23 protein-coding genes and 1 pseudogene are annotated in these 22876 nt (G+C 42.9%); 7 read left to right on the top strand and 17 right to left on the bottom strand.

Annotated features, from left to right (window positions below):
• Positions 1-91: 91 nt before the first annotated feature.
• From AC1DPZ_RS14845 to AC1DPZ_RS14835, 3 genes are all read right to left on the bottom strand, one after another.
• A complete protein-coding gene (locus AC1DPZ_RS14845; protein WP_477404672.1) occupies positions 92-973 on the bottom strand; it encodes a helix-turn-helix domain-containing protein in 882 nt (293 codons plus the stop codon).
• 176 nt (positions 974-1149) lie between these two features.
• Positions 1150-1872 carry a carboxymuconolactone decarboxylase family protein gene (locus AC1DPZ_RS14840; protein ID WP_477404670.1) on the bottom strand — a complete coding sequence of 241 codons (723 nt, stop codon included), beginning with the start codon at positions 1870-1872 and terminating at the stop codon, positions 1150-1152.
• Positions 1869-2474 carry a hypothetical protein gene (locus AC1DPZ_RS14835; protein WP_477404668.1) on the bottom strand — a complete coding sequence of 202 codons (606 nt, stop codon included), beginning with the start codon at positions 2472-2474 and terminating at the stop codon, positions 1869-1871. The genes AC1DPZ_RS14840 and AC1DPZ_RS14835 overlap by 4 nt, the downstream gene beginning before the upstream one ends.
• 421 nt (positions 2475-2895) lie before the next feature.
• On the opposite strand from AC1DPZ_RS14835, the gene AC1DPZ_RS14830 reads away from it, so the two are divergent.
• Complete coding sequence (locus tag AC1DPZ_RS14830) at positions 2896-4416, top strand: family 43 glycosylhydrolase (protein WP_477404666.1); 1521 nt, start codon at positions 2896-2898, stop codon at positions 4414-4416.
• A 200-nt stretch (positions 4417-4616) separates the two neighbouring features.
• Here the strand turns inward: AC1DPZ_RS14830 and AC1DPZ_RS14825 are convergent, their stop codons facing one another.
• The 4 genes from AC1DPZ_RS14825 to AC1DPZ_RS14810 all read right to left on the bottom strand — a co-directional run bounded on the left by AC1DPZ_RS14825 (position 4617) and on the right by AC1DPZ_RS14810 (position 9065).
• Positions 4617-5765: an XdhC family protein gene (locus AC1DPZ_RS14825; protein ID WP_477404664.1), complete on the bottom strand. Its 1149-nt coding sequence runs from the start codon at positions 5763-5765 to the stop codon at positions 4617-4619.
• Positions 5766-5848: 83 nt separating this feature from the next.
• Positions 5849-6448, bottom strand: coding sequence for a hypothetical protein (locus AC1DPZ_RS14820; protein ID WP_477404662.1), 600 nt, complete (start codon positions 6446-6448; stop codon positions 5849-5851).
• Complete coding sequence (locus AC1DPZ_RS14815) at positions 6445-8598, bottom strand: xanthine dehydrogenase family protein molybdopterin-binding subunit (RefSeq protein ID WP_477404660.1); 2154 nt, start codon at positions 8596-8598, stop codon at positions 6445-6447. The genes AC1DPZ_RS14820 and AC1DPZ_RS14815 overlap by 4 nt, the downstream gene beginning before the upstream one ends.
• Positions 8595-9065, bottom strand: a complete 471-nt coding sequence (locus AC1DPZ_RS14810; RefSeq protein WP_477404658.1) for a (2Fe-2S)-binding protein — start codon at positions 9063-9065, stop codon at positions 8595-8597. Before AC1DPZ_RS14810 ends, AC1DPZ_RS14815 begins: the two co-directional genes overlap by 4 nt.
• Positions 9066-9888: 823 nt before the next feature.
• Between AC1DPZ_RS14810 and AC1DPZ_RS14805 the strand changes: the two genes are divergently transcribed.
• Complete coding sequence (locus AC1DPZ_RS14805; protein ID WP_477404656.1) at positions 9889-10368, top strand: cyclophilin-like fold protein; 480 nt, start codon at positions 9889-9891, stop codon at positions 10366-10368.
• Between the two features lie 375 nt (positions 10369-10743).
• Here the strand turns inward: AC1DPZ_RS14805 and AC1DPZ_RS14800 are convergent, their stop codons facing one another.
• Both AC1DPZ_RS14800 and AC1DPZ_RS14795 read right to left on the bottom strand, forming a co-directional pair.
• A complete protein-coding gene (locus AC1DPZ_RS14800) occupies positions 10744-11061 on the bottom strand; it encodes a hypothetical protein (RefSeq protein ID WP_477404654.1) in 318 nt (105 codons plus the stop codon).
• On the bottom strand, positions 11046-11324 hold the full coding sequence (locus AC1DPZ_RS14795) for a hypothetical protein (protein WP_477404652.1): 279 nt from the start codon (positions 11322-11324) through the stop codon (positions 11046-11048). The genes AC1DPZ_RS14800 and AC1DPZ_RS14795 overlap by 16 nt, the downstream gene beginning before the upstream one ends.
• A 325-nt stretch (positions 11325-11649) precedes the next feature.
• Here AC1DPZ_RS14795 and AC1DPZ_RS14790 point away from each other — a divergent pair, with 325 nt between their 5' ends.
• The 5 genes and pseudogenes from AC1DPZ_RS14790 to AC1DPZ_RS14770 all read left to right on the top strand — a co-directional run bounded on the left by AC1DPZ_RS14790 (position 11650) and on the right by AC1DPZ_RS14770 (position 16015).
• Positions 11650-11922: a helix-turn-helix domain-containing protein gene (locus AC1DPZ_RS14790; RefSeq protein WP_477404650.1), complete on the top strand. Its 273-nt coding sequence runs from the start codon at positions 11650-11652 to the stop codon at positions 11920-11922.
• 167 nt (positions 11923-12089) lie between these two features.
• Positions 12090-12230, top strand: a complete 141-nt coding sequence (locus tag AC1DPZ_RS14785; protein WP_477404648.1) for a hypothetical protein — start codon at positions 12090-12092, stop codon at positions 12228-12230.
• 538 nt (positions 12231-12768) lie between these two features.
• Complete coding sequence (locus AC1DPZ_RS14780) at positions 12769-13320, top strand: BfmA/BtgA family mobilization protein (protein WP_477404646.1); 552 nt, start codon at positions 12769-12771, stop codon at positions 13318-13320.
• A 42-nt stretch (positions 13321-13362) separates the two neighbouring features.
• A pseudogene (locus AC1DPZ_RS14775) lies at positions 13363-14336 on the top strand (DUF5712 family protein).
• Positions 14337-14467: 131 nt separating this feature from the next.
• Positions 14468-16015, top strand: a complete 1548-nt coding sequence (locus tag AC1DPZ_RS14770) for a Fic family protein (protein WP_477404644.1) — start codon at positions 14468-14470, stop codon at positions 16013-16015.
• A 678-nt stretch (positions 16016-16693) separates the two neighbouring features.
• Here the strand turns inward: AC1DPZ_RS14770 and AC1DPZ_RS14765 are convergent.
• The 8 genes from AC1DPZ_RS14765 to AC1DPZ_RS14730 form a co-directional block, all read right to left on the bottom strand.
• Positions 16694-17716: an Atu2307/SP_0267 family LLM class monooxygenase gene (locus tag AC1DPZ_RS14765; protein ID WP_477404642.1), complete on the bottom strand. Its 1023-nt coding sequence runs from the start codon at positions 17714-17716 to the stop codon at positions 16694-16696.
• A 317-nt stretch (positions 17717-18033) separates the two neighbouring features.
• Positions 18034-18900, bottom strand: coding sequence for a pirin family protein (locus tag AC1DPZ_RS14760; protein ID WP_477404640.1), 867 nt, complete (start codon positions 18898-18900; stop codon positions 18034-18036).
• 4 nt (positions 18901-18904) lie between these two features.
• Positions 18905-19780, bottom strand: a complete 876-nt coding sequence (locus AC1DPZ_RS14755; protein ID WP_477404638.1) for an NmrA/HSCARG family protein — start codon at positions 19778-19780, stop codon at positions 18905-18907.
• A 119-nt stretch (positions 19781-19899) separates the two neighbouring features.
• The gene (locus tag AC1DPZ_RS14750; protein ID WP_477404635.1) at positions 19900-20481 is read right to left on the bottom strand and encodes a Crp/Fnr family transcriptional regulator; all 582 of its coding nucleotides are present in this window, start codon (positions 20479-20481) and stop codon (positions 19900-19902) included.
• 138 nt (positions 20482-20619) lie between these two features.
• The gene (locus AC1DPZ_RS14745) at positions 20620-21039 is read right to left on the bottom strand and encodes a DUF1801 domain-containing protein (protein ID WP_477404633.1); all 420 of its coding nucleotides are present in this window, start codon (positions 21037-21039) and stop codon (positions 20620-20622) included.
• 108 nt (positions 21040-21147) lie between these two features.
• A complete protein-coding gene (locus AC1DPZ_RS14740) occupies positions 21148-21726 on the bottom strand; it encodes a YdeI/OmpD-associated family protein (protein WP_477404631.1) in 579 nt (192 codons plus the stop codon).
• Between the two features lie 39 nt (positions 21727-21765).
• The gene (locus AC1DPZ_RS14735) at positions 21766-22323 is read right to left on the bottom strand and encodes a DUF4256 domain-containing protein (protein WP_477404629.1); all 558 of its coding nucleotides are present in this window, start codon (positions 22321-22323) and stop codon (positions 21766-21768) included.
• Between the two features lie 5 nt (positions 22324-22328).
• Positions 22329-22727 (bottom strand): DoxX family protein, encoded by a 399-nt coding sequence (locus AC1DPZ_RS14730; protein ID WP_477404627.1) that lies wholly within the window; start codon positions 22725-22727, stop codon positions 22329-22331.
• Between the last annotated feature and the right edge of the window lie 149 nt (positions 22728-22876).

The following is a 22876-nucleotide window of genomic DNA, read 5'->3' as shown; positions in this document are numbered from 1 at the left end:
GAGATATAGAATGCAGCACCCGGCTCATTTTGAAATTTTCGMCATTCTTAATCGTTCAAGACTATTCTGTTTATAAAAATGAAAACAATAATTAAGACTTATTAAGTTCCTGTATTCTCAGGGAGGTTGGATTGGTGCCGGTCATACGTTTGAAGTAGTTATTGAAATAACTCGGATATTCGAATCCGAGCGCATACGCAATATCAGCGATGTTCCAGTCGGTATGTTTTAATAAAACCTTTGCCTCGTTGACTATCCTGTCGGCAATGTGGGCGGTAGTAGATTTACCGGTGATATCTTTGACGGCATGGTTGAGGTGATTGATATGTACCGACAGATTTTCGGCGAAGTCTTTCGCACTTCTTAACTTTAATGGGTTTACAGGCCCTTCCACGGGGAACTGACGTTCCAGTAATTCCAGAAATAAAGAGGCGACCCTTTCGGTCGCATTTTTGTGTTTACTGCGATTTTCAGATGGCTGCATCTGCAGCGCTTCATGAATGATCAGGTTAATATAGTTACGGATCAAGYCGTCTTTATAAAGGTAATCCGTTCCGTATGAACTGATCATCTTTTCGAAAATATCAATGATTGGCCGACTTTGTTCTTCAGTCAGGTTAAAAATCGGAGTTCCACCAATCTTAAATAGGGGCGACTGCTGCAAACTTTCAGAGCTGTGGGCAGCCTTCAAAAAATCTTCGGTAAAAAGTGCAGAATAGGCCCCTTTCTTTTCGACATCTTCCCAGGAATATGGTATATGCGGAGTGCCAAAAAACAACGTAATGCCGTTCAATCGTACCGCACGGTCGGCGTACTCTATCACGCATTCGCCTATATACAAACAGACCTTATAAAAATCTTTCCTGCTGTAGGTTTTGATCACTTCATCGGTATGATCGGTACAGTGTACGCTGAAACCGTTCAGCTTTACCGATTCCGTTTGAATCGTTCTTTTATGATCATTAACTTCCATTTTATAAAATTAGCAAAAAGGTTAACATATAAGGCAATAGATTAGCCATCGTATTCGGTATATAATATGGATCAGAATTCAGTCCAAACAATATAGGCCAAGAAAACCTAAATCCAAAAAGGCGCTTTTCTGCACCGTCATTTAATAATGTGTATTTTATAATTTTGTTTTAATATTTATTTCCCTGGAACAACCAGGTTAAGTACAGCATTAGCAGCATCAGCCTGCGTTTTTCCGATATTTTTTTCGAGTAACGCAAATACTTCACGTAACTGTGTTACTGTCAGTCCCACGTGCAGTCCCGCGTCGATATGAAATTGCAGTTGCGATCCCAATCCGGGCAGCGTAGCAAGTACGGTAATGGTTGCCAGTTCGCGCTGTCTGAAGGTCAGGACATCTCTGTTGAAGATATCTGCGAAAAGGTGTTCTTTCAGGAAGGTATCAATGGTTGGCGCAAAGGCGCTGGCACCAACAAGTGGTCCACTTTGCGGCTTTCCGGTCAGCGTTTCGAGTGTTTTCTTTCCCTGTTCATATTTGTTAGCGTTTTGGTCGACAGGCGATGCCTCCCTTCCCGGCTCATCCTGTATATCTTTAGCTTTTCGTTCGTCCAGAACAGCCATGAAAGCATTGAGGCCATTCAAGCTCCGTGGAAACCCGCAATATGCGTATAGTTGAACCAAAACTTCCTTTATCTGACTTATGGTAAGGCCCGCATCTAAACCTGAATTAAGTGCCGTTTTTAAATGTCCCTGATCCCCATTCGCTGTGAAAGCCGCAATGGTGACGATGCCTTGTTCTTTGGCATCTAAATGTTGATTATTATTCTGTGCGCTCATGTTCTTATAATTAAGAATGATTATTAGGAACGTTAATAACGCCCGGATCGTTTGTTTTTTCATTGTTTAATTTGACTGGTAAGGTGAAAACGGGGTTCCCTGAAAAACCTTATATATTTATTTGAAGCATCTGATGATTTACACGGACTGAAGTTTTTAACTGCAAAATGAATAACCTGCAACAGCAGCTGCTGTAAATATTCATTTTTGAAGACGTAATCGCAACTGGCGGTGCTTTCGATCTTGCCTTTGATCCAATCCAGTTCTACTTTTTGAAATGAGTTGAGCGGGTGAAGTTTCTGCGAATACAGGTTAAGCACTGCAAACTCCGTAAATACAGATTGCAGTTGGTTAAAAAAAATGGGCTCAAATAGTATAGCTTCACAGGTCAGGACGTTTTGAAAAATATCAGATGGAACAGTCTCGCCTGCCTTGCTAATGAAAAATGATGCGTTCCCAGGCTCATCTTCAAGCCAAATAAAGCTAAGCCAGCTTTTAACGTTAGTCTTCTGTAAAGCCAAATCTATTTCGTTATGGCTAAACCAGTGAACAGAAAAGCCATGTAGCTGACTTTCAGCGATGATTGTTTTCGAAAGACTCGCCGATTTGAACTTTCTTACCTTATTCAGGCCCGCGCTTAACCAGCCGCTCAAGGCTCTTTTCATGTTTCAATAATTAATAGACCAATTCAAATTTTGTATCAAAAGACTGCCTGTTCAATTGAGCATCAAGCCGTCGCCATTTTGGCTAATAAAAATTTAACCTTTTCATAAGATCACTTACTTTCTCGGGATTATTGCAATCGGAAAGTATTTGAGGTTGGGCTGTAAACAGGCGTTATACTTACTGACAATACTTCTGTTAACGACCCGCTGATCTTGCTTTAACCATGGTGATTTGAATTTATAATGCAAAGTTAGAGCAGCCTGCACGACGGAAATAACAKAAATCAAACCAATGCTTAAGGAAATCAAAGATTTTCTCTTGATTTGACAGAAAGCTTGTTAAGTGTTTTTATTTTCACCCATCCTGAAGGATGATAGTTTGTAGCCGACATAGGCAAATAGAGAAAATAGTTACGCAATTATGAATAATATCAAAAGTATCACTTTAACGGCAGCATTTTTTTTGTTGGCTTTTTTAGCGCAGGCGCAGAAGCCAACTCAAAGCAAAACAAAGGGCGATGCTTATTTTGTCAATCCTATTTTTGCGGGTGATTACCCTGACCCAACCATCATGCGGGAGGGTGACGATTATTACATTGTACATTCATCCTTTGAATATTATCCTGGCCTGTTAATCTGGCACTCAAAAGACCTGGTTAACTGGGCTCCGGTTACACACGCACTGACTAAATATGTGGGTTCGGTATGGGCACCAAACCTGGTTAAGTATAAAAATAAGTATTACATCTACTTCCCCGCAAGTAACAGCAATTTTGTTGTTACCGCAGATTCTATAAATGGTCCATGGAGTGAGCCCGTTGAACTGAAGGTCAATTTTATTGATCCCGGGCATTTTACCGACAAAGCAGGTAAACGCTATCTTTATTTCAACAATGGTGGCTATTTGCCGTTGGCGGATGATGGGTTATCTATAACCGGTGAATTAAAACCGGCTTACAGCGGCTGGAAGATTCCGCGTGAATGGTCGATAGAGTGTTTTTGTTTGGAAGGACCAACAATAGCTAAACGGGGTGATTACTATTATCTGACCGTAGCACAAGGGGGGACCGCCGGCCCCGCAACAAGCCACATGGTAATCTCCGCACGCGCTAAAACACCGTTCGGTCCATGGGAAAATTCGCCTTATGATCCGATCATCCGTACAAAAGACAATTCAGAAAAATGGTGGTCCAAAGGTCACGGCAGCTTAGTTGAAGGCCCCAATGGTAAGTGGTGGATGGTCTTTCATGCCTACGAGAACGGTTTTTATGGTATGGGCCGTCAAACTTTGCTTGAACCTGTGGAATGGACAAAGGACGGTTGGTTTAAAGTACCCGGCACCATTAAGACTGATGCGCCGATACTAAAACCAAAACAAAGCACTTTAACAAGTTCATTTACCCTAAGCGATGACTTCAGCGACCGCAGCTTAAAACCCCAGTGGCAATTTTTTGGAGAATACGATACCACAAGATTTTACCTGAATGATAACAGTTTAACAATAAAAGGCAAGGGTAAATCTTTAGCTGATTGCGCTCCTTTAACTTGTATTCCTGCAAACCACTCTTATACGGCACAGGTGGAGTTATTTATAGAGGGAAATGCTACGGGAGGATTGACACTTTTTTACGACAACAGGTATTATTCGGGAATATTGGCTGATAAGCAAAATATTTTGGCGAACCTTAGGGGGTGGCAGTTCCCAACCGAAAAAAATGCGATTAATAAACATGTGTTTCTAAAGATCAGGAACATAAAAAGTACCGTTGATATGTATTACAGCATCGACGGACGAAACTGGATTAAAATAGAAAATTCTGTCGAGGTATCCGGTTACAATCATAACGTACTGGGTGGTTTCCTCAGTCTACGAATAGGATTGTGTGCTGTAGGTGATGGCACAGTTACATTCAAAAATTTCATTTATCAACCAATAAATTAACATTAATGGTGATTGAAGATAGGGTGATCGCTTAACAAAGCATCCATAAGTCAGATGATCATTTAAAGTATCTGCAAATTTAGTTAAAGTCAAATATTTCGAGGTTATTGGCTTGTTACAGCGATGTCTTATCGTCCATCAAAAGATTCTGCTTCGGCCTGCCCATCTGGCTTGAAGTCCTCCGGCCAGTATGACCACACTTAACATGTCTCGGTTTCCTCGGTTAATGATCTTATTATTTGAGTTCGCTCATGAACAAGCACTTTATTCTTTAGTGGCCTTCCGTCCCGTTGGTTTATGACTGACTGTATTTCGGCAACTATAGCAAGGGCTATCTCTTCAGCATTTTCAGACCCTATGTCCAAACCCGCAGGTCCATGCAGGTTTTCAGGTATCTTTTGCGCTGCGTTTCTCAGTTCTTCAAGCATCCGGTTTAGCCGCTTTTTCGGCCCCAAAACACCAATGTAGGATATGGATAAAGGCAATAGGTGTTCCAGCAACGCCATATCGTAGTTGTAATTATGTGTCATGAGCATAAGCACGGTGCGGCTGTCGAGGGGTATTTGTTGCATTACTTCATCCGGACGGGCAATAATACGTTTATCTACTGTCGGGAATCGTTCCGGGGTATTATAATTTGATCTTCCGTCAACAAGCGTAACAAACCATCCGAGTACTTTCGCTATCTGGATCAGGGGTAAAGCGTCGTTACCGGCACCGGCGATCACGAGTGATAGCACGGGTTCAAGTAGTTCAACAAAGGAGGTATACCCGTTTTGATACAAATAGGTTTTCCTATCCGCGTTCCCGTGTTCCAGGACGTGGATTGCGTCGGCAAAGATCTCTTTTGCCATTATTTCATGAGCCAGTTCGCCTGTTGTACATCCATTCTTCTCGATCAGCATACAGGTACCGTATTGTGCTTTTTTACGGTCATCCATATTGAAAACGGTGATCAGGATCGCAGGATCGCGTTTGTTTAGGAAAGACCTGAATAAGATGATCGGATTAAAGGGCTGGTCAGCGCTAATGGGTTCAATCAGTATTTGAATGATACCGTTACAGCCCAGGCCAACACCCAGCTTTGCATCATCCTCATCCGTTGTATCATAGGTAACCAGCATAGCTTTTTGCTGAACCATCACCAGGCGCGCTTTCCGTAAAGCGTCTCCCTCCAGGCAACCGCCACTGATGGCCCCGGTGAGTCGGCCATCCTCTGTAACGAGCATCCGTGCACCGGCCCTCCGATAGGATGATCCCTCTACTTGTACCACCGTTGCGAGCGCCGTCTTTATCCCTGCCGAATCGGCCTTGTCAAAAGCCTCAATGATTGCTGTTAATTCTTTCATGCTGTTAACGTTTTCCTTTAATTCAATAGTTTGCGGAACGGCAGCTACCTGTCAGAACTAAGCTAATATTGGTCAACCGATGTTTATTTAGCCGGCGCATAAGCACCGGTTGATAACCAGGTCAGCCATGCTTTTTTAAACGCAGCGTGGCTCATCGGTGGAAGCTTCCGGCCTTCGCCCGGGTTCCAGCCGGACAGCACCAATCCATCATCTGCATGCTCGATCAGCTTCTTCATGTCTTTATGACCGTTTTGGTTAGGATCGATCAATTGTTTGGCTAACTGCCGCGGTGTTCTTCCCTGGAAAACCATTCTCATATCGGCAGGAGGTAGATGCCAGTTCGGGTTTCCCGGAGGTGTATGCAGACCGGGTGTATTCGTTGCCTGGTGACAATTAGAACATTTCATTGCATACACGCCTTTTCCATCCACACCTCTTTTAGGGCCCATCGTATGCAAATGACTGTCATCGCCCTGCAACGGTACGTCCCCTGACGGATGGCAATTCATACAACGGGAGCTCATCAAAACGGTGTACACCTGTTTAAAAGCTTTAACAGAAGCGACACTATCTTTGCGCACCGCCACCGGATGATCTGCGTGAGTCGTATCTTCTGATTTAAATGACAGAATGATAACTGCAGATGTGATTGATATAATACTGATAACCATCAATTTTTTCATGCTTGCTGGATTAGTTTATGGTTCATAATAGGCAGGTTGTAAATACGTTTGCCGGTGGCCGCAAAGACGGCGTTGGCGATGGCCGGGGCGGTTGGCGGTACCGCACATTCTCCGGCACCACCCATTTTTCCGTCGCTCTCCACAATGTAAACGTTGATCTCGGGAGACTCGTTCATACGTGCGATCCGGTAATCATAAAAATTACTCTGCTGTAATTTTCCGCCCTCAAGCGTAAGTTCACCGTACAAGGCCATGGTTAAACCGAAGATGATGCCACTTTCGGTTTGCGCTTTTACTCCTTCCGGATTAACAGCTAAACCGCAGTCGATTGCGCAATCGACTTTATGCACCTTTACCTGGCCGTTTACTATGCTCACTTCTGCAATGGTGGCGACGTAACTTCCGAATGCTTCATTGACCGCTACGCCTTTGTAGCGTCCTTGAGGCAACTCTTTTTTCCAGTTCCCTTTATCAGCAACGAGATTGAGCGCCGCTAAATGACGGGGGTGTTCTGTAAAAAGATCGCGCCTGTATTCGACAGGATCACGTCCTGCGTTATGGGCGAGTTCATCCAGCATCGTTTCCATCACGTAAGCGGTGTGGGTATGTCCGACAGAACGGAACCAGATAACCGGTACAACCTCTTCGGTGTTGTGTAGTCCGACAAAATGATCGGGTACACTGGTGAGGTATGGCGATCCCATCACGCCTTCAACTGAGGTAGCATCAATAGGGCTTCTCGGCTCTCCGAAAGCCGGGGCAGCGGCCTTCATAATGGATTGCCCTACAATATTATGTTTCCATGCCACCGGCATACCCTTTTGATCCAAACCCGCTTGTACATTATGCACAAAAAATGGCCGGTAGTGCCCGCTTTTCATATCATCTTCCCGGCTCCAAACCATTTTAATCGTCTTACCGGAAGCCTTGGCAATATGTACGGCTTCAGACACAAAGTCAGTTGCAGGAGTAGCCCGGCGTCCAAAGCCACCACCTAAAAATGGGATATTAATCTTCACATTTTCAGGAGCGAAGCCAAGTATCTTAGCCGCTGCTGCCCGCTCAACGGCAGGCATTTGCGTACCTGTCCAGATCTCACAGCTGTCTTTTTCTATTTTAACCGTGCAATTCAACGGCTCCATCGGCGCATGCGCCAGGTAAGGGAACACATATTCGGCTTTAAGTATTTTAGCCGATTTTGTTAACCCGGCAGTTGCATCGCCTTTTTTTTGCGCGGTCTGGCCGTCTGTTGCCGCCAGCTTTCTGTAAGCATCTGTCTGCTTGGTGGTAAAAAGGTTAGCACCTATACCATTTTCCCAGGTAATCTGTAATGCTTTTTTGCCCTGCTGGGCTGCATAGTAGTGGTCTGCAATTACGGCGACCCCGGTCGGGATCTGTACTATTTGTCTGACACCCGGAACGGCCCTGGCTTTGGTCGCATCAAAAGACCGGACATTACCCCCAAAAACCGGCGCATGTGCCACAACCGCGGTTAACAAGCCGGGAAACTGAATGTCCATGCCAAATTTGGCCGTACCATCGGTTTTTACGCTTGCCTCAAGTCGCCTGGTACTTTTACCTATATATTTCCAGTCTGCCTTGGTGCGTAAAGGAAMTTTTTCCGGTACCGGTAACAGCGCAGCGTCTGCCGCCAATTCGCCGTAGGTAAATTTCTTTCCCCCGGCAATTACAACACCCTTTTCCGTTTTGCAGTTCTGTATAGCGACACCTGAGCGTTTTGCAGCAGCCTGCGTTAACAATACCCTTGCGGTTGCACCTGCATTACGGTACCGGTCAAACTCTGACCAGGTGGTCGAAGATCCGCCGGTAATTTGTACCCCATAAACAGTATGATTAAACTCCTTGCCGGCCCCGCTATGTTTCACCGTCATCTGATCGAGGTCAACATCCAGTTCCTCCGCCAGTAGCATTGGAAGCGTGGTCCAGATGCCCTGTCCCATTTCTACGTGGGCCAGGTAAACGGTTATGCTATTGTCTGTTCCGATATTTAAAAAGGCATTGGGTATAAATGCTGTTTCGGCTGCTGTTTCGCTTAATGCAGCGAACTTATTGGCGGCCGGTATCTTAAACGATATCAGCAGTCCGCCACCTAACAGGGCACCGGACTGAATGAAATTGCGCCTGTTCATGATTTTATGCCTTCCCGCTGCATTTTTGCAGCCTGATGGATCGCCGCACGAATGCGGGGATAGGTACCACACCTGCAAATATTACCAGACATGGCATCATCAATATCCTGATCTGTAGGATTTGAATTCTCCTTTAACAGTACAGCGGCCGACATCAGCTGTCCCGACTGGCAATAGCCGCATTGCGGCACATCGAATTCCACCCAGGCCTTTTGCAGGAAATGGTCATTGTTAGCTGACAGTCCCTCGATAGTCGTTATCTGCTGCCCGGCTGCTCTGCTGACTTTGGTCACACAAGACCTTACCGCTTCACCATTAAGGTGTACAGTGCAAGCGCCGCATTGGGCAACCCCGCAGCCGAATTTGGTACCCGTCATGCCTAAAATATCCCGGATCACCCAAAGCAGTGGCATGTCCGGATCGAGATCGATCTCCCGTTGTTTTCCGTTAATAGTAAGACTTAACATAGCGTTAGTTTTTAAGTTAGTTTTACTCTAATTTAAAGTATAAATATCGGTGTATAAAAAACAACTAGATTGCACTATTCAAAGTAATAGTTAAGATATTCAAATAATTATTTCAGTATCACATTAACCAATTACTCCGTCGGAGCGTGTCCGAAGAAAACAATAGTTAAATTTTAGAACTACTGTTCGTCCGATACCGGTTCAAGCCAGTTAGCAATTCCTTTGTTGGTTTTAATGCCCATAGTGGTGCGGATCATGGTATCATCGGGAGACGCGCCATGCCAATGTTTACACCATACAGGATATCGATGATACTGCCAGCTTTTGCAATTTGAAACAGGTTTGCCTTCTTTCCGGAAAGTAGGATAGCTCTTGCCTAACCATTAAAATCTGGTTACCTGGGTGCTTATGCCAATTGTTTCAGATGCCAGCCTGGACCTTCCAGGGCTATTGACCACCTTGTTCCGAAAATAAAGGCAGGCTATTTGGCTCACCAATAAAAGTAACGTGGCAATATTAAGGCACTTCATAAGATAGCAGATTCTTTAACAGTGAAAATGAACTGGTAATTGCATCGCAAAAGTCTCCCGGTTATGGAAAATCTTTGAAATTCTTAACTATTGATTTGAAACTTGTTAACCGTGGGCTATTACCCGCTGTATCTTCACGGTGTGTAAAAAATGTAATAGTCTGGATGATAATACCTAACTGATACTCAAAAAATCAAGTTAGATAACTGCACCACAGCTATCAATAATGGATCATAATATAGTAGTGGCTTCATAAAGCATCAACTTAAAATTTGAAGATTAAATATAGAAGTATGAGGCAATTAAAAATATTTGCAATTCTTATCCTGGCAATCTCATTTGTCGGTACATCATGCTGTAAAAAGAGTCCCGAAAGACCCGAAGCGCAAAACCCCTCAGACAATAATGGTATTGATACCACAGTCAGCCGTATCAGATTAACTATCGGGCAAACGTCTTTTACTGCAACGCTCACTAATAATACAAGTGCTAATGCATTTAAGGCTATGTTGCCGCTTACATTAAATATGAGTGAACTAAATGGTAATGAAAAATTTTACTACTTCAGTGGTACGATCCCAACCAACGCCACCAGTACTCCAGCATTAAACAGTGGTGATGTAGTGTTATACTGTAACAACTGCCTGGTGCTTTTCTATGAAAATCTTTCTTCATCAATCAACTATACGAGGATTGGCCGGATAGATAATCCGGCAGGCCTGGCGGCTGCAGTTGGATCAGGTAATGTGACGGTAACTTATACATTACAATAATTTGCCATTCAGCAATAAACATCCTGTAAAAATCAACTGTTAAAATCGTACATGATCGCGCGGTGCTCGCTTCCGGCTTGACAAATTCGTGTGGGAGCAAACTCAACGATAGCTGAAGACAGGAGAATAAAATCAGTAAATCAGCTACATGCCATATAGGGTTTTTCTGAATTCTAGCTGGAACTTCTGGGCCCATTGACCATCTTGTTCCGAAAATACAGAGCTGGTGATTCTGCTACACTTTGATCATGCTAAACAGTTGAAAGTAAAGATGCAGCTTACTTTGGATTTTAAGCTTGTTCGCCTGTTGCACAGCCATTCTTCTCGATCAACATACAACATCACCAAGCACTCAACTACAGGAACATTTGCAGCTCATGCCCATTTCGAGTACGGCAACCCGTTTACTTCCTTAACCAGCTCCAACCCATCCACCTCAGGATAAACCCGTTTAAGATACGCTTTAAAGTCCACAGTAACCTCGATGCTTTGCCACTCCATCATCGTCAGGCAAAGCTCCGGCCATCGTTTGTTTTCCGACATAAAACCGTATAAAGGCAAATAAGGCGGTGCGAAATCAAAGGCGTTCTTCACCAGTTTATTATACCGTGCTTTTTCGAAATTTCGTTTAAAATCCCGCACCAGGTCATAAGCGACGATATGCTGACCACCATATTTTACGAGGTCACCCAAGAAAGGTGAGCCATCATCCCAAAAGAAGGTAAACAGGTAATCGCGAAACCCCTTTTCGGTTCCAGATCTGGCCCTTTAGCACCAACGCCAGGCACATCAAGGAAAAAGCGGGGTTTGGAGAACAGGCTGAAATAATAGCTTTTAAAATAAATGGTTTGCCGTTCATAGGTTACCATGACATACAAGGGATAGGTAGCTATCCCATGAAAGTCCACCTGTTTTAAGCGGTCATTGAAGTAGGTTTTATAACTGATCTTGTTCATTTGAAAAATAATTTGGAAAAAATAAAAAATATTTTCAAATATCTTTTAGCTGGTTTTGGTGCAGTTTGACATGTGCAACGATAACCAAAAGTCAAAGACTGGCAGCAAATCCTGTCAAAGTAAGCCAAAACACTGCATTGACAGTTCAAATGCAAAGCTAATCATAAGTTATGATATATTTAATATTGTCATAACATTATTTTATATTCGTATATTCTATAAGCGGACACGCCCGCATTCTTCACTGACTTCCTGGAATACCTGTGCAGTCAGCAGAAAGCAAAGGCGGCTAAAGAATATTTTATAATGAATAAAACCAGTATTTATGACGGCAATCGAATTAATTACCAAAGAAGATCTAAAACAGTTAGAAAGCAGACTGCTAAGTGCAATTAATGAGCTCATGCACCCCGAGAGTGGCGGGGGCCAAAGTAAGAAATGGCTGAAAAGCCAGGAGGTGCGGAAACTATTGAACATTTCACCAGGTACCCTGCAAAACCTTCGGATCAATGGCACGCTCAATTATACCAAGATCGGCGGTATCCTTTATTACAAGTTGGAAGACATCAACAAATTATTAGAAGGAGGTCTTCAATGATACCGGCAGCAAGTCACCGGGAAAGCGCTGTCTACAGCAAATGGATCAGGCGCATGGCAGTGGACAGCCGGTTGCTGTCCACCCATGTCAGCCTGTTTACAGGGCTGTTCGCTTGCTACCAGCGGAACAGTTTTGAAAATCCGTTTTCCGTTAACCGGAAAACGCTCATGTATTACAGTAAGATCGCATCAACAGCTACTTATCACAAGTGCATCCGGGAACTGGATGAGTTTGGTTATATCCGCTACGAGCCGTCTTTCCATCCCGCTAAAGGCAGCCTGGTTTACTGGCCTGAATGGTCAGGTTGAGATATAAAGATATAAAATATCTGTATATCCATATATCCCGATATAGAGTTATCAAGATATAAACTAACAGGTTACTACGTGCTGGGAGGTGTAGTAAACAACGACTTAACAGTTTTATCCTAAAAGGGCTTTGCACAACAATTCCGAGAATCCTTATGAACCTTTACAATATGACAAGCGATTCAGGAACCCGTTATCCCGCCGCAAAAGAGGTTCAGGTATCGCAGTTACTTATCCTTTGGATAAGTAACTGCGGTTTTTGTAACACAAAAATCATGTCGATAACTACGTTATCGGCCTTAAGGCCAGTAAAAAGGAGTTTGTCCGAACGCTTTCGCGTTTGGAGCAAGCGGAAGTTGGGCAGAGCCCTACTTTGCTTGCCATTTGCGCTGCAAATGGGGTTTTGCGTATCCTCCGGGGATACTTTACCGCGTTTTTACCGGCAAAAGAAAAGAAAAAAGGATACTTGGCAGTATCCTGTATAGATAAATAAAGGCATATAGGTCTATACAGCTTATGCTAACAAATGAAATGATTGATGGAAGATATTAATGTAAGATCAGTAAGATACCCTGTTGTGGTTGACCAGAAGTTTGAAAAGATCGCACTTAAACTAGGGCGCACAAAGCGCCAGGTCTTTATTCAGATGGTAGACTATTTTTATAAAAGCAAGAAAGATCCTTTAGACCTGAATGATGAGCTGTTAAAAAGTACGCTAATGAGGAACCATCAGCAGTATATTGGTTTTATCAGGACACAAGAAAATATGCTGCTCATCCCCATCAAAACAGAGATAGATAGGGTTTTCGAATCACAGCGAAAGATCATCGATCGTTTTAATTCCGAAGTGCTACAGCATAATGTAGATGTGTTAAATAACCTGCGAAGCCACGCTAAAGCGTTCGGGGAAGTAGCCCGCGTAATGGATGCTATCTTGAAGGTTATGAAAAGTAAGGAAACTCTGAAAGAACAGTTTCTTTTTATTCTGGATGGTTATATCAAGTCAAGGGATGCTTTTGGCCTGATGAAACCCGGCAGGGAAAAAGAAGAATTAATTGCCATCACCAAAGAACAGGTCAGGTTGCTATAATGGTTTAATAATTTAATTCCTCCTTAAGGGGGTAGGGGGTTTATGTTTATCAATATTACCGACAGTAAAGAAGCAGCCAACAAAGGGAGCAGCGGCAAGCTGGTACATTATCTTGAAAAAGAGAACCGGCTTGAAAACAAAGAGAAACCCGAATACTGGTTTAACGGCCAGCAGATCAGGATCGAGCCTACGAGGTTATGCGGAAGATCGACAGCAATATCGCCAAGCTGGGTAAGGACGATGCCAAATTCTTTTTGCTCAATATCAGCCCGAGTCAAAAGGAGATCGCCTTTTTAAAGGAACAATACGGCGAGGATGGGGTCAAAGACCAGTTGAAAGGATTTGCGGTCAGGGTGATGGATGCTTATGCCCAAAACTTTAAGCGGGATGGCATTGACGGCCACGAAGACCTGGTATGGTTTGCCAAACTGGAAAACTACCGCTATTATACCCATAACGACCCCGAAGTCAAACAGGGTATTAAAAAACGGGGCGACTGCAAAGAGGGTGAACAGATGCATGTGCAGGTCATTGTCAGCAGAAAAGATGCCACCAATACGGTCAAGCTCAGTCCGCAGAACACCTCAAAGGGCAAAAATGTGGAGCATTCCAAAAAGATGGGCCAGTTTGACCGGGTAGCATTTAAACAAAGCGGGGAAAGCCTCTTTGACAACCTGTTTGAATTTGACAGGCAGCTAAAAGAAACGGTGGCCTATGCCAATGCACAGAAGAACGGTAAACTGGCAGAACGAGTGCAGATGAGCACTTTGGAATTGTCAGCGTCCGGGCTTAGTCCTGGCAGCGGCAGAAATGAAGAGCGTGAAGTAGACGAGGGAGCAGACATTTCTGAAGATCAGCTGGAGGCACCGGGTATTCAACAACCCACAGCTACCAGCCAATGGTATGACAGATTTATCTGCCCCATTAACATCAACATTAAAGACGATGTGGATGACGAGGCCATTCACGGGAGGAACAGGCATCGTAAAGGGAAAGCAAAGACAAATACGCGGTAAATAGCTAATTTACTTCGTTAGGGTAAAATTTTTGCACAAAAATCATATTTAAGGAAAAATTTTTGTATAAATGTGGATTTTACACGATATTAGGATAAAATTTTTGTTGCAGATCATTAACAAAAAAAGATATGGAAACGAATTTGCCCCTGCATTTGCAGGAAATCATTTTTTCGACAAGCGCCCCCAATGTCAGCAGACAAATATCCGGGTTAGTAAGACAAGGCAAGCTTAAAAAGCTAATACCCCGCGTTTATACACCTAACTTAGGGGAAAAGCCGGAAACACTGATCAAAAGAAACCTATTTACAATCATCGGACATTTATATCCGGGAAGCCTGCTAAGCCACCGTTCAGCCTTAGAATTTAAACCAACGGCGACAGGTGACGTGTTTTTAACCTACCTCTATAAAAAGAAAATCAAACTTCCGGGTGTAACAATAAACCTAATGGAGGGGCGGGCAGCCATCGACGGTGATAACCCCCTGACCAACGGTTTATACGTTTCGCAGCAGGCAAGGGCGCTATTAGAAAATTTCCAGGAATCGAGGAAACCGGGGCCGGAATCAAAAACATTAACTATTGCGGAACTGGAAGGCCGCTTAGAACAGATTGTTAGGGTTAAAGGGGAGACGGGATTAAATGAGATCAGGGATAAAGCCAGGATGATTGCCAGTACCCTGCATATGGAAAAGGAATTTACCCGGATGAACAAGCTGATCAGCGCCATACTGGCAACCGGTCCCTCTAAAATCTTATCATCACCGCTGGCCATTGCCCGGACATTTGGACAGCCCTATGATCCGGTGAGGCTATCCCTGTTTGAAAAACTCTTTGTCGAATTGCAGCAGCAGGAGTTTAGCCAGCTGCCTGAACAAAATCTTAGCGAGTTTGCTTTTCGTAATTTTGCATTTTTTGAGGCGTATTTTTCAAACTATATCGAGGGAACCGAATTTGAGATCGACGAAGCCAAAAGGATCATTCAGACAGATTCCCCCATGCCGTCCAGGGATGAAGATTCTCATGACATCCTGGGCACCTATAAGCTGTTAAGCAACACCACAGAAATGCGTGTAACACCGGCCAGCCCAGATGAACTGCTGCACATTCTCCAATATCGCCACGAAGTCTTATTGAGTGCCCGGATATCCAAAAAGCCGGGGCAGTTCAAGGACAAAAATAATCGTGCCGGAGAAACGCATTTTGTAGATCAGACCTTAGTTAAAGGTACTTTGATCAAAGGATTTGATTTTTATCGTAATTTAAGCGATCCGTTTGCCAAAGCAGCATACATGATGTTCCTGATCAGCGAAGTGCATCCTTTTTTAGATGGGAATGGCAGGCTGGCACGAGTGATGATGAATGCGGAACTTGTCAAAGCGGGCCAGACCAGAATTATTATTCCTACGGTGTTCAGAGAGGACTACATGGGGGCATTAAGGCAATTGACCAGGCAGCAAACGCCGTCTGCTTATATCAGAATGCTATCGCGTGTGCAGCAATTTAGCGCCACCATTACCGGTGTAAATATCGATGAGATGCAGTATCAGCTTGAACAAGCCAATGCCTTTCTTGAGCCTGAACAAGGCAAATTAAAAATAAACCCTATACCGCCTGCTATTCGGTCTTGGGAACGGGAAGCTCCCGATGAGGAGCGTAGACCAGGACGCGGACGTTAATATATCAAATTTAGATAGCGTATATTTGGGGGCATCTTCCAAGCCCCCAAACCCCCTTTGGAGCATTCTCTGATTAGATGCAAGCCCGCACAGTCGGCCCGCAGCCACGACTTGCATCCAATCAGAAAATGGTTGTTTTTCTTTTTCGCAACAAGTAGGCGTGAATGGTTTACGGGATGTGCAAACGAAAATTCCTATACTGCGCCCACTTCCGAGGCAACCTTTGCGATTAAAATACTTGTTTTATTCTAAATAAATAATGATTAGATTTGTTTAACATCGGCAGCGACACGTGAAAAAACGGTCAAACTATGTGAAATAGTTCATTTTGATATGAATTGAAAAATGCCCTAATCTGCACCCTGATGATTTTTTAAGTTGTCAATGTGTTGATAATTAACAATATAGAGAGTGTTGGATGCATCCTGCCATCCCGACAAAAAGCGATACCAATAAGTATCAAAACCCTGTAAATCTGTTGATTTACAGGGTTTTGTGTTTTGAGGAGTTTCCTCGAAATATCAAAATAAATCAAAGCTTTCAAGTTGTACGACACCAATTGTGGTGCCAGAATTTACGAAAAACATCATTCATACCAAACAGCATGAAAGCACTAACCAGCTTTGGTATTTCCTTCAACGTCGGATCGGACTGTAATAATAGCTGTTTATATGAAGATTAACCATTTTGTTTGACTAAAGGAATCACCTTTTTTCCGATCAGTTCTATCGCGGACATTAATTGTTGGTGACTAAGCCCCGCATTATCCATTTGAAAGGTAAACCGGTCCACACCACCTAAAGCTTCACTATGCCGAAGTAGTTTTTCGGCAACCTGATCCGGCCCGCCAACAACCAATACGCCTTTAGGTGCTATCAATCTGTCGAACTGTGATTTAGTTACCGGCGGCCAGCCACGTTCCCGGCCCAATTTGGTCCAGAGCTCTGCATATCCCGGATAATAATCCGCAATTGCCGCCTCATTTGTCGCCGCAACATAACCCGGTGAGTGCAACCCAACCTTTAACTGATCCGGTGCGAAGCCTGCCCTGCGTCCCGCTTCACGGTATAGGTCAACCAAGAGGCGAAAACGTTCAGTTTCGCCGCCGATGATGGCAACCATTAACGGCAGGCCCAGCGTCCCTGCGCGGACGAATGACTCCGCTGTGCCGCCTACACCCAACCAAACGGGTAGTTTTTCCTGTAAAGGCCTGGGGTAAACGGGCTGATTATTCAAGGCCGGCCTGAACTTGCCAGACCAGGTAACAAATTCCTCGTCCCGGATAAGGAGCAGTAACTCAAGTTTTTCTTTGAACAAGGCATCATAATTTTTCAGGTCAAACCCAAACAAGGGGTATGCATCTGTGGCTGATCCGCGACCTACGACCACCTCTGCACGGCCTTTGGAGATGAGGTCGAGTGTTGCAAAATTCTGGTATACCCGCACCGGGTCAGCCGTGCTTAGCACCGTTACTGCACTGGAAAGGCGGATGTTTTTTGTACGGGCAGCTGCAGCAGCGAGAATTACTGCGGGTGCCGAATCCAGGAACTCCTTTTTATGGTGTTCGCCAATGCCGAAAATATCCAGTCCTGCCTCATCAGCCAATGTAATCCTATCCAATAACTGTTCCATCGCATCTACACTGCTCAGGGTATTGCTCCCATACATGGCCGATGCGAAACTATCAATTCCTATTTCCATTATTTGTCTGTTTAATCATTTACTTTGTCACGTTCGCACTGCGGGCATAGCCGCTAAATTTCACCCCTATGCCCAGTAATTAACGTTTTATACTTTAGTTTTTTTCAGGAAAGAGCTCCGGGAGGAGGACCACCGGCGGGCTTTGAATTGTCTTTTGGCAAAGGGATAAACTCTTCATTATCTGCAGGTGATAAAAGGATCTGACCCTGTTTCCAGTTTTCTTTGGCTTGCTCAATTCATTCTTTACGACTGGATACAAAGTTCTACCAGATGTGCCGATCTCCCAGGTGCTCGCCGCCCAACATCAACAACTTACCTTAAGTTGTTTGTTTTATTTCTCCATAATTTCCTGCATAAAAATCACGATAGGCGTTTGCTATTTCGGCTTGTGAGTTCATCACGAAAGGACCTTCGGCTACCACAGGTTCTTTATATTCTTCACCACCAAATAACAGGATATCAATTGTTGTTAAAGAAGTGTTTTTTATTTCGATTTCTCCTGCACTTCTATCAAATTCTACAAACTCTCCTTTTTGAAATTCGGTGTCGTTTAGCACCGCATTTTGCGTGGGCAGAAAAGCCGCGACTTCTATTGCGTTTTCGATTTCGATTGAAAGGTTTTTGCCTGCTTCCAATTGAATATGATACAAAAATTGCTTAGAATAATTCGGGATCTTCGAACTCAATTCTTCATAGTTACCCACAATAACTTTTAACCAGCCACTTTTATTCGGCAATCCTTTTTTGGGGATCTCGTTGGCTTGTATAGCGATATGAGCAGGCTTTTCGGCTTTATTTTTTGCAGGTAAATTTATCCAAAACTGAAAACCCTGAATAAATTTGCTCTCTGTTTGTGAGTCATAATTTAAATTTTCATCGTGGATTATTCCATTACCTGCTTTCATCCACTGTGCACCTCCTGAATGAATTATTGCCTCATTGCCGGCACTGTCAAAATGCTCTACTTCACCTTGAAGAATATAAGTTAACGTTGCAATACCCCGGTGCGGATGAGCTCCTATACCGTTATGAGTTCGGGTATCTTTAATAACCGGGGCAACATAATCCAAAAATACAAACGGACCAACTTTGTTAGCGTACCGGTTAGGTAAGATTCGCTGGATAGATAGAGACCCTACTGCAGCACTACTGCCTTTTGTAGAAAAACTGGTTTCCTTTTTCATTTTCTTAACTGTTTTTACTCAGCCATTCCTGGAGGGACACAAATTCGCCGGTGGCAATGTCTTTGGCTAATTCAATCCGTAACGCTGCACCTGGTCCCATGTAAGTATGTTTTTCAAAATACCCAAACATTTCAGCGAGTTCCTTTGCTCCTTCAAAAAAAGTTGAAAACAATTCATCCGGCACCTGTGAAAAACTGTACTCTTTGCCATTGGCTTTATATGCCTTAATAATATCATCGAAACTATTCAACTCTGTGGCGATTGAAAGGTAGCTGCTATTTCCAACTTTTTCAGGCTGCAAAAATGCACCGGCAACTACTTTTCCCAGATCATTAATATCCGACATGTGAATCGCTTTTTTTGTTGGATCAATCGGTAATGTCCAACCAGTTGTGCCATCTTGCTTTGGMTGTGGCCCCAGCATTCCAACAAGATTTTGATAATAAAATGGTGGCTGAACAAATGTTGAATATTTAAAGCCTGCACTTTTCACCAGCTCATCCACCTTTGCTTTGCCGGTAAAATGAGGGACTTCAAATGCGGCCTCACTAATGATCTCCACATCCGGAAGTGTTGACCAAATAAAATGTTGCACTCCCGTTGCTTTTGCCGCTTCAATGGCATTTTTACCCTGGGTAATTTCGTCTGCACCTTCCCAAAAGTTGGTTACTACAAATACACCATAAGCATTTGTAAAAGCATCTTTTAATGATTGCAGATCTTGTAAATCTGCATAAACTGCTTCATTTGCCTTGCCTGTGTATTTTTCCGGATTACGGGTTATTGCTCTTACATTAAAAGAGGCTTCATTTACAAGGGCATTTACAATACCCTTACCTTGCGAGCCTGTTGCTCCAACTACTACTATTGTCTTTTTCATTTGCTTCGTTTTATAATGTAAAATTGCAGCAACAGCAGGCCTTAGAACGATGAGATATGATAAAAAAAAGCGTTGATATTTATCAACGCTTTTGTAAAACCAAAATTTAAACCGGAAAGTTATTTAATTGCTTGTTTTCTGATTCTGCTTAAAGTTTCTTTAGTTATGCCCAAAAAAGAAGCAATGAGATGTTGTGGAAATCGTTGAATAAATTGAGGGTGGTTATCGGCAAATTCTTCATAGCGTTTTTCTGCCGAATTACTAATGGCAGAATTCAGTCGTCGTTGAGAAACGATGAAACTTCTTTGGTCCATCAATCTTGTCATTTGTCCAAATGAAGGTACTTTTTCTATCAGATCCAGCATGTCTGCTACTGTAGCAATGAGTAGTTCGGTATCTTCCCAGGCATCAATATAATATTTCGATGGAGTAAGCATGATAGCACTTTCACGGTCGCTTGCCCAATAGTTTTCAATGTATAGTTGTACAATATGCTCCACCCCCTTGTCATCTACACTGTATTGCCGCATAGCACCTTTTACAATAAAACCAACGTATTTACACACATTGCCTTCTTCCAAAAAGTATTGCTTTTTTCGGAGTTTTTTGGGTTTAAAAGTCGCCACAATTAACGCTTCTTCATCACTTGTAAGTGGCAACGTAGCGCGCTGGTTGATGTATGCTAAAAGGGTATCATGCATTGATCTTGATGGTTAAATTAAACCAATGCAAAGTTATAAATAATGTTGCGTATTGTTAGTTCGCACTGCGGGCCTGAAATGTCAGGATACCGCAATCGGGATTAGAAATACCAATAAAAGACACAGGGGGAAACTGCTTCATTTATCAAAGTATCCTCGTTTTAATGAAGCATCTATAATTTCCTCCAGAACTTTCATATCGATATCCTCCAACTTATTTATGTAGAGGCAACCAACACCAGTTTTATGCTTCCCCAGCTTTTTAAGCGCAACAGCATACTGCTGGTTAATATTTCCGCTGATGTATAACGACAGATTTGCTTTACGGGGAGCGAAACCTATCCGGATCCAATCCACTTCTCTACCGGTTGCAGCACTTTTTATTCTTACATTACCAAAACCGACGAGCGAACTGCCCCACATTGTTGGCTCTTCCCCAATTGCTTTTTTCATCATTTCCAAAATCACAAAACTGTCTTTTCGTTTTTGTTCACCCTCAACGCTATTGATAAATTCCTCAACACTTGCGGAAGTTGGTTTTGTTTTTATTTCGGCCATTTTAATTATTATTATGTTTGATATTGGTTTGGCATTTCAACGCACAATGTAGGGGAGCTTTTAAAAAAAAACTGAAGTTATGCCGGATTTATTTTCACATCGAATTTACTAATCATTTAACCCCTTTCCATTGAGAATTTGCGGAATATGTTTTTCAACCCTTGCCTCCCGGGTTTTGGATTGTTTGGGTGCCGAAAAATGCAGCATGTATGCTCTTTGCCGTCCCGGTGTTAATGCATTAAAAGCGGCTTTCAGGGCAGGCATCTCCTCTAATTTATTTTGAAACTCTTCGGAAATTGCGAATTCTGCAGTCTTTTTTAAATCCACTTTTAAACCGGCTTTTTCCACTTCAATGGCTTCAAAAATATAGGCTTTCAGGATCGGTTTCATCTCAACTATTTCCCCAACATTGGTGAACCTGATCTGGCGCGCCGCCTGCACATTCTCCGTTTGTTGGATCAGGATACCATTGGCATCATTTAACAAGGCGCCTTTGAAAAACAAAAGCGCACAGTATTCTTTAAACACATGTATTAACACTATGTTACTTGTCTGAAACGTGTAACAAGGAACACCCCACTTCAATTCTTCTGTTAGCCCACAGTCAAGAACGATCATTCTCAATTGTTCAATTTCTTCCTGCCACGTTTTGGCTTTGTTAAAATAAAAATCAACCTTAGGATTCATGATACTCTTGGTCTTAGTTAATTAACTATCAATAAAAAATTAAACCTTTAGCGAGCCGCGGAAACCCCTGGCGGCGTAATAGGATTCTGCTCCGTTATGATAAATAAAAACAGTGTCGTAGCGACGATCGCAAAAAATAGCCCCGCCAAGTTTCCTGATATCGGCGGGAGTTTTTATCCAGCTGGATGTTTTCAAATCAAATTTGCCAAGTTTTTGCAGCTCCCGGTATTGCTCTTCCGATAAAAGCTCAATATTGATGGCAGCCGCCATATCAATAGCGTTATTTTCTGGTTTAAATTCTTTCCTTGCCTCATGCGCTTCGCGGTCGTAGCAAAGACTTCTGCGGCCTTTAGGACTTTCGGCTGAACAATCAAAAAAAATGTATTCACCCGTCTTTTTATCGTAACCAACAATATCCGGTTCGCCGCCGGTTCTTTCCATTTCATTTAGCGACCACAATTTTTCGCTATTAGTTTCAAGCTTTGCTTGTACATTAGCCCATTCAAGACCATCATGGCGGCTTATATTTTTCTCAAAACGAGCTTTCAATACTTTGAGTAGTTCTTCACGTTGTTCTGCTGATAATTTAGGATTCATGTTATTTATTTATTAAAGTTAACTGAAATAATTTTTCTTTCACCGGGCCTGAAATACCACGATACCATAGCAAGGATCAGCAATAACAACGAAGGAAATATTTCATTAACGGAATTTCCAGATGCTATGTGTGAAAATATCGCTCCCGACATAGCAAAGAAAAAACCTGCATAAGCCCATTCCTTTAGTAAAGTAAATTTAGGAATAAGCACTATTACAACCCCCAAAACTTTCCAAACTCCTAATATTGTTAAAAAATAGATAGGATAACCCAAATGCGTTATACTATCTACTCCTCCAGATCCCGCTTTCGCTTTGAATAACTGTACTGCTCCGGTTGATAGCATTCCTAATGCAAGCCAGATGGTAGAAACCCAATAGATAATTTTATTTCGCTTTGTCATAAGGTGTTATTTTAATTTGTTTACTATGTCTTGTAATCGGTTATGTGCCATATTCATACCCTGGGCAAAGGGTAGTTGCAGCATCCGGTCCCTGTCTGCAACTGATTTATATACTATATGTATATTGAGTTTGCTTGTATCTTGAGTGA

Source organism: Mucilaginibacter sp. P4_G9, assembly GCF_056400985.1.
This window is presented reverse-complemented; position numbering and strand designations above follow the sequence as displayed.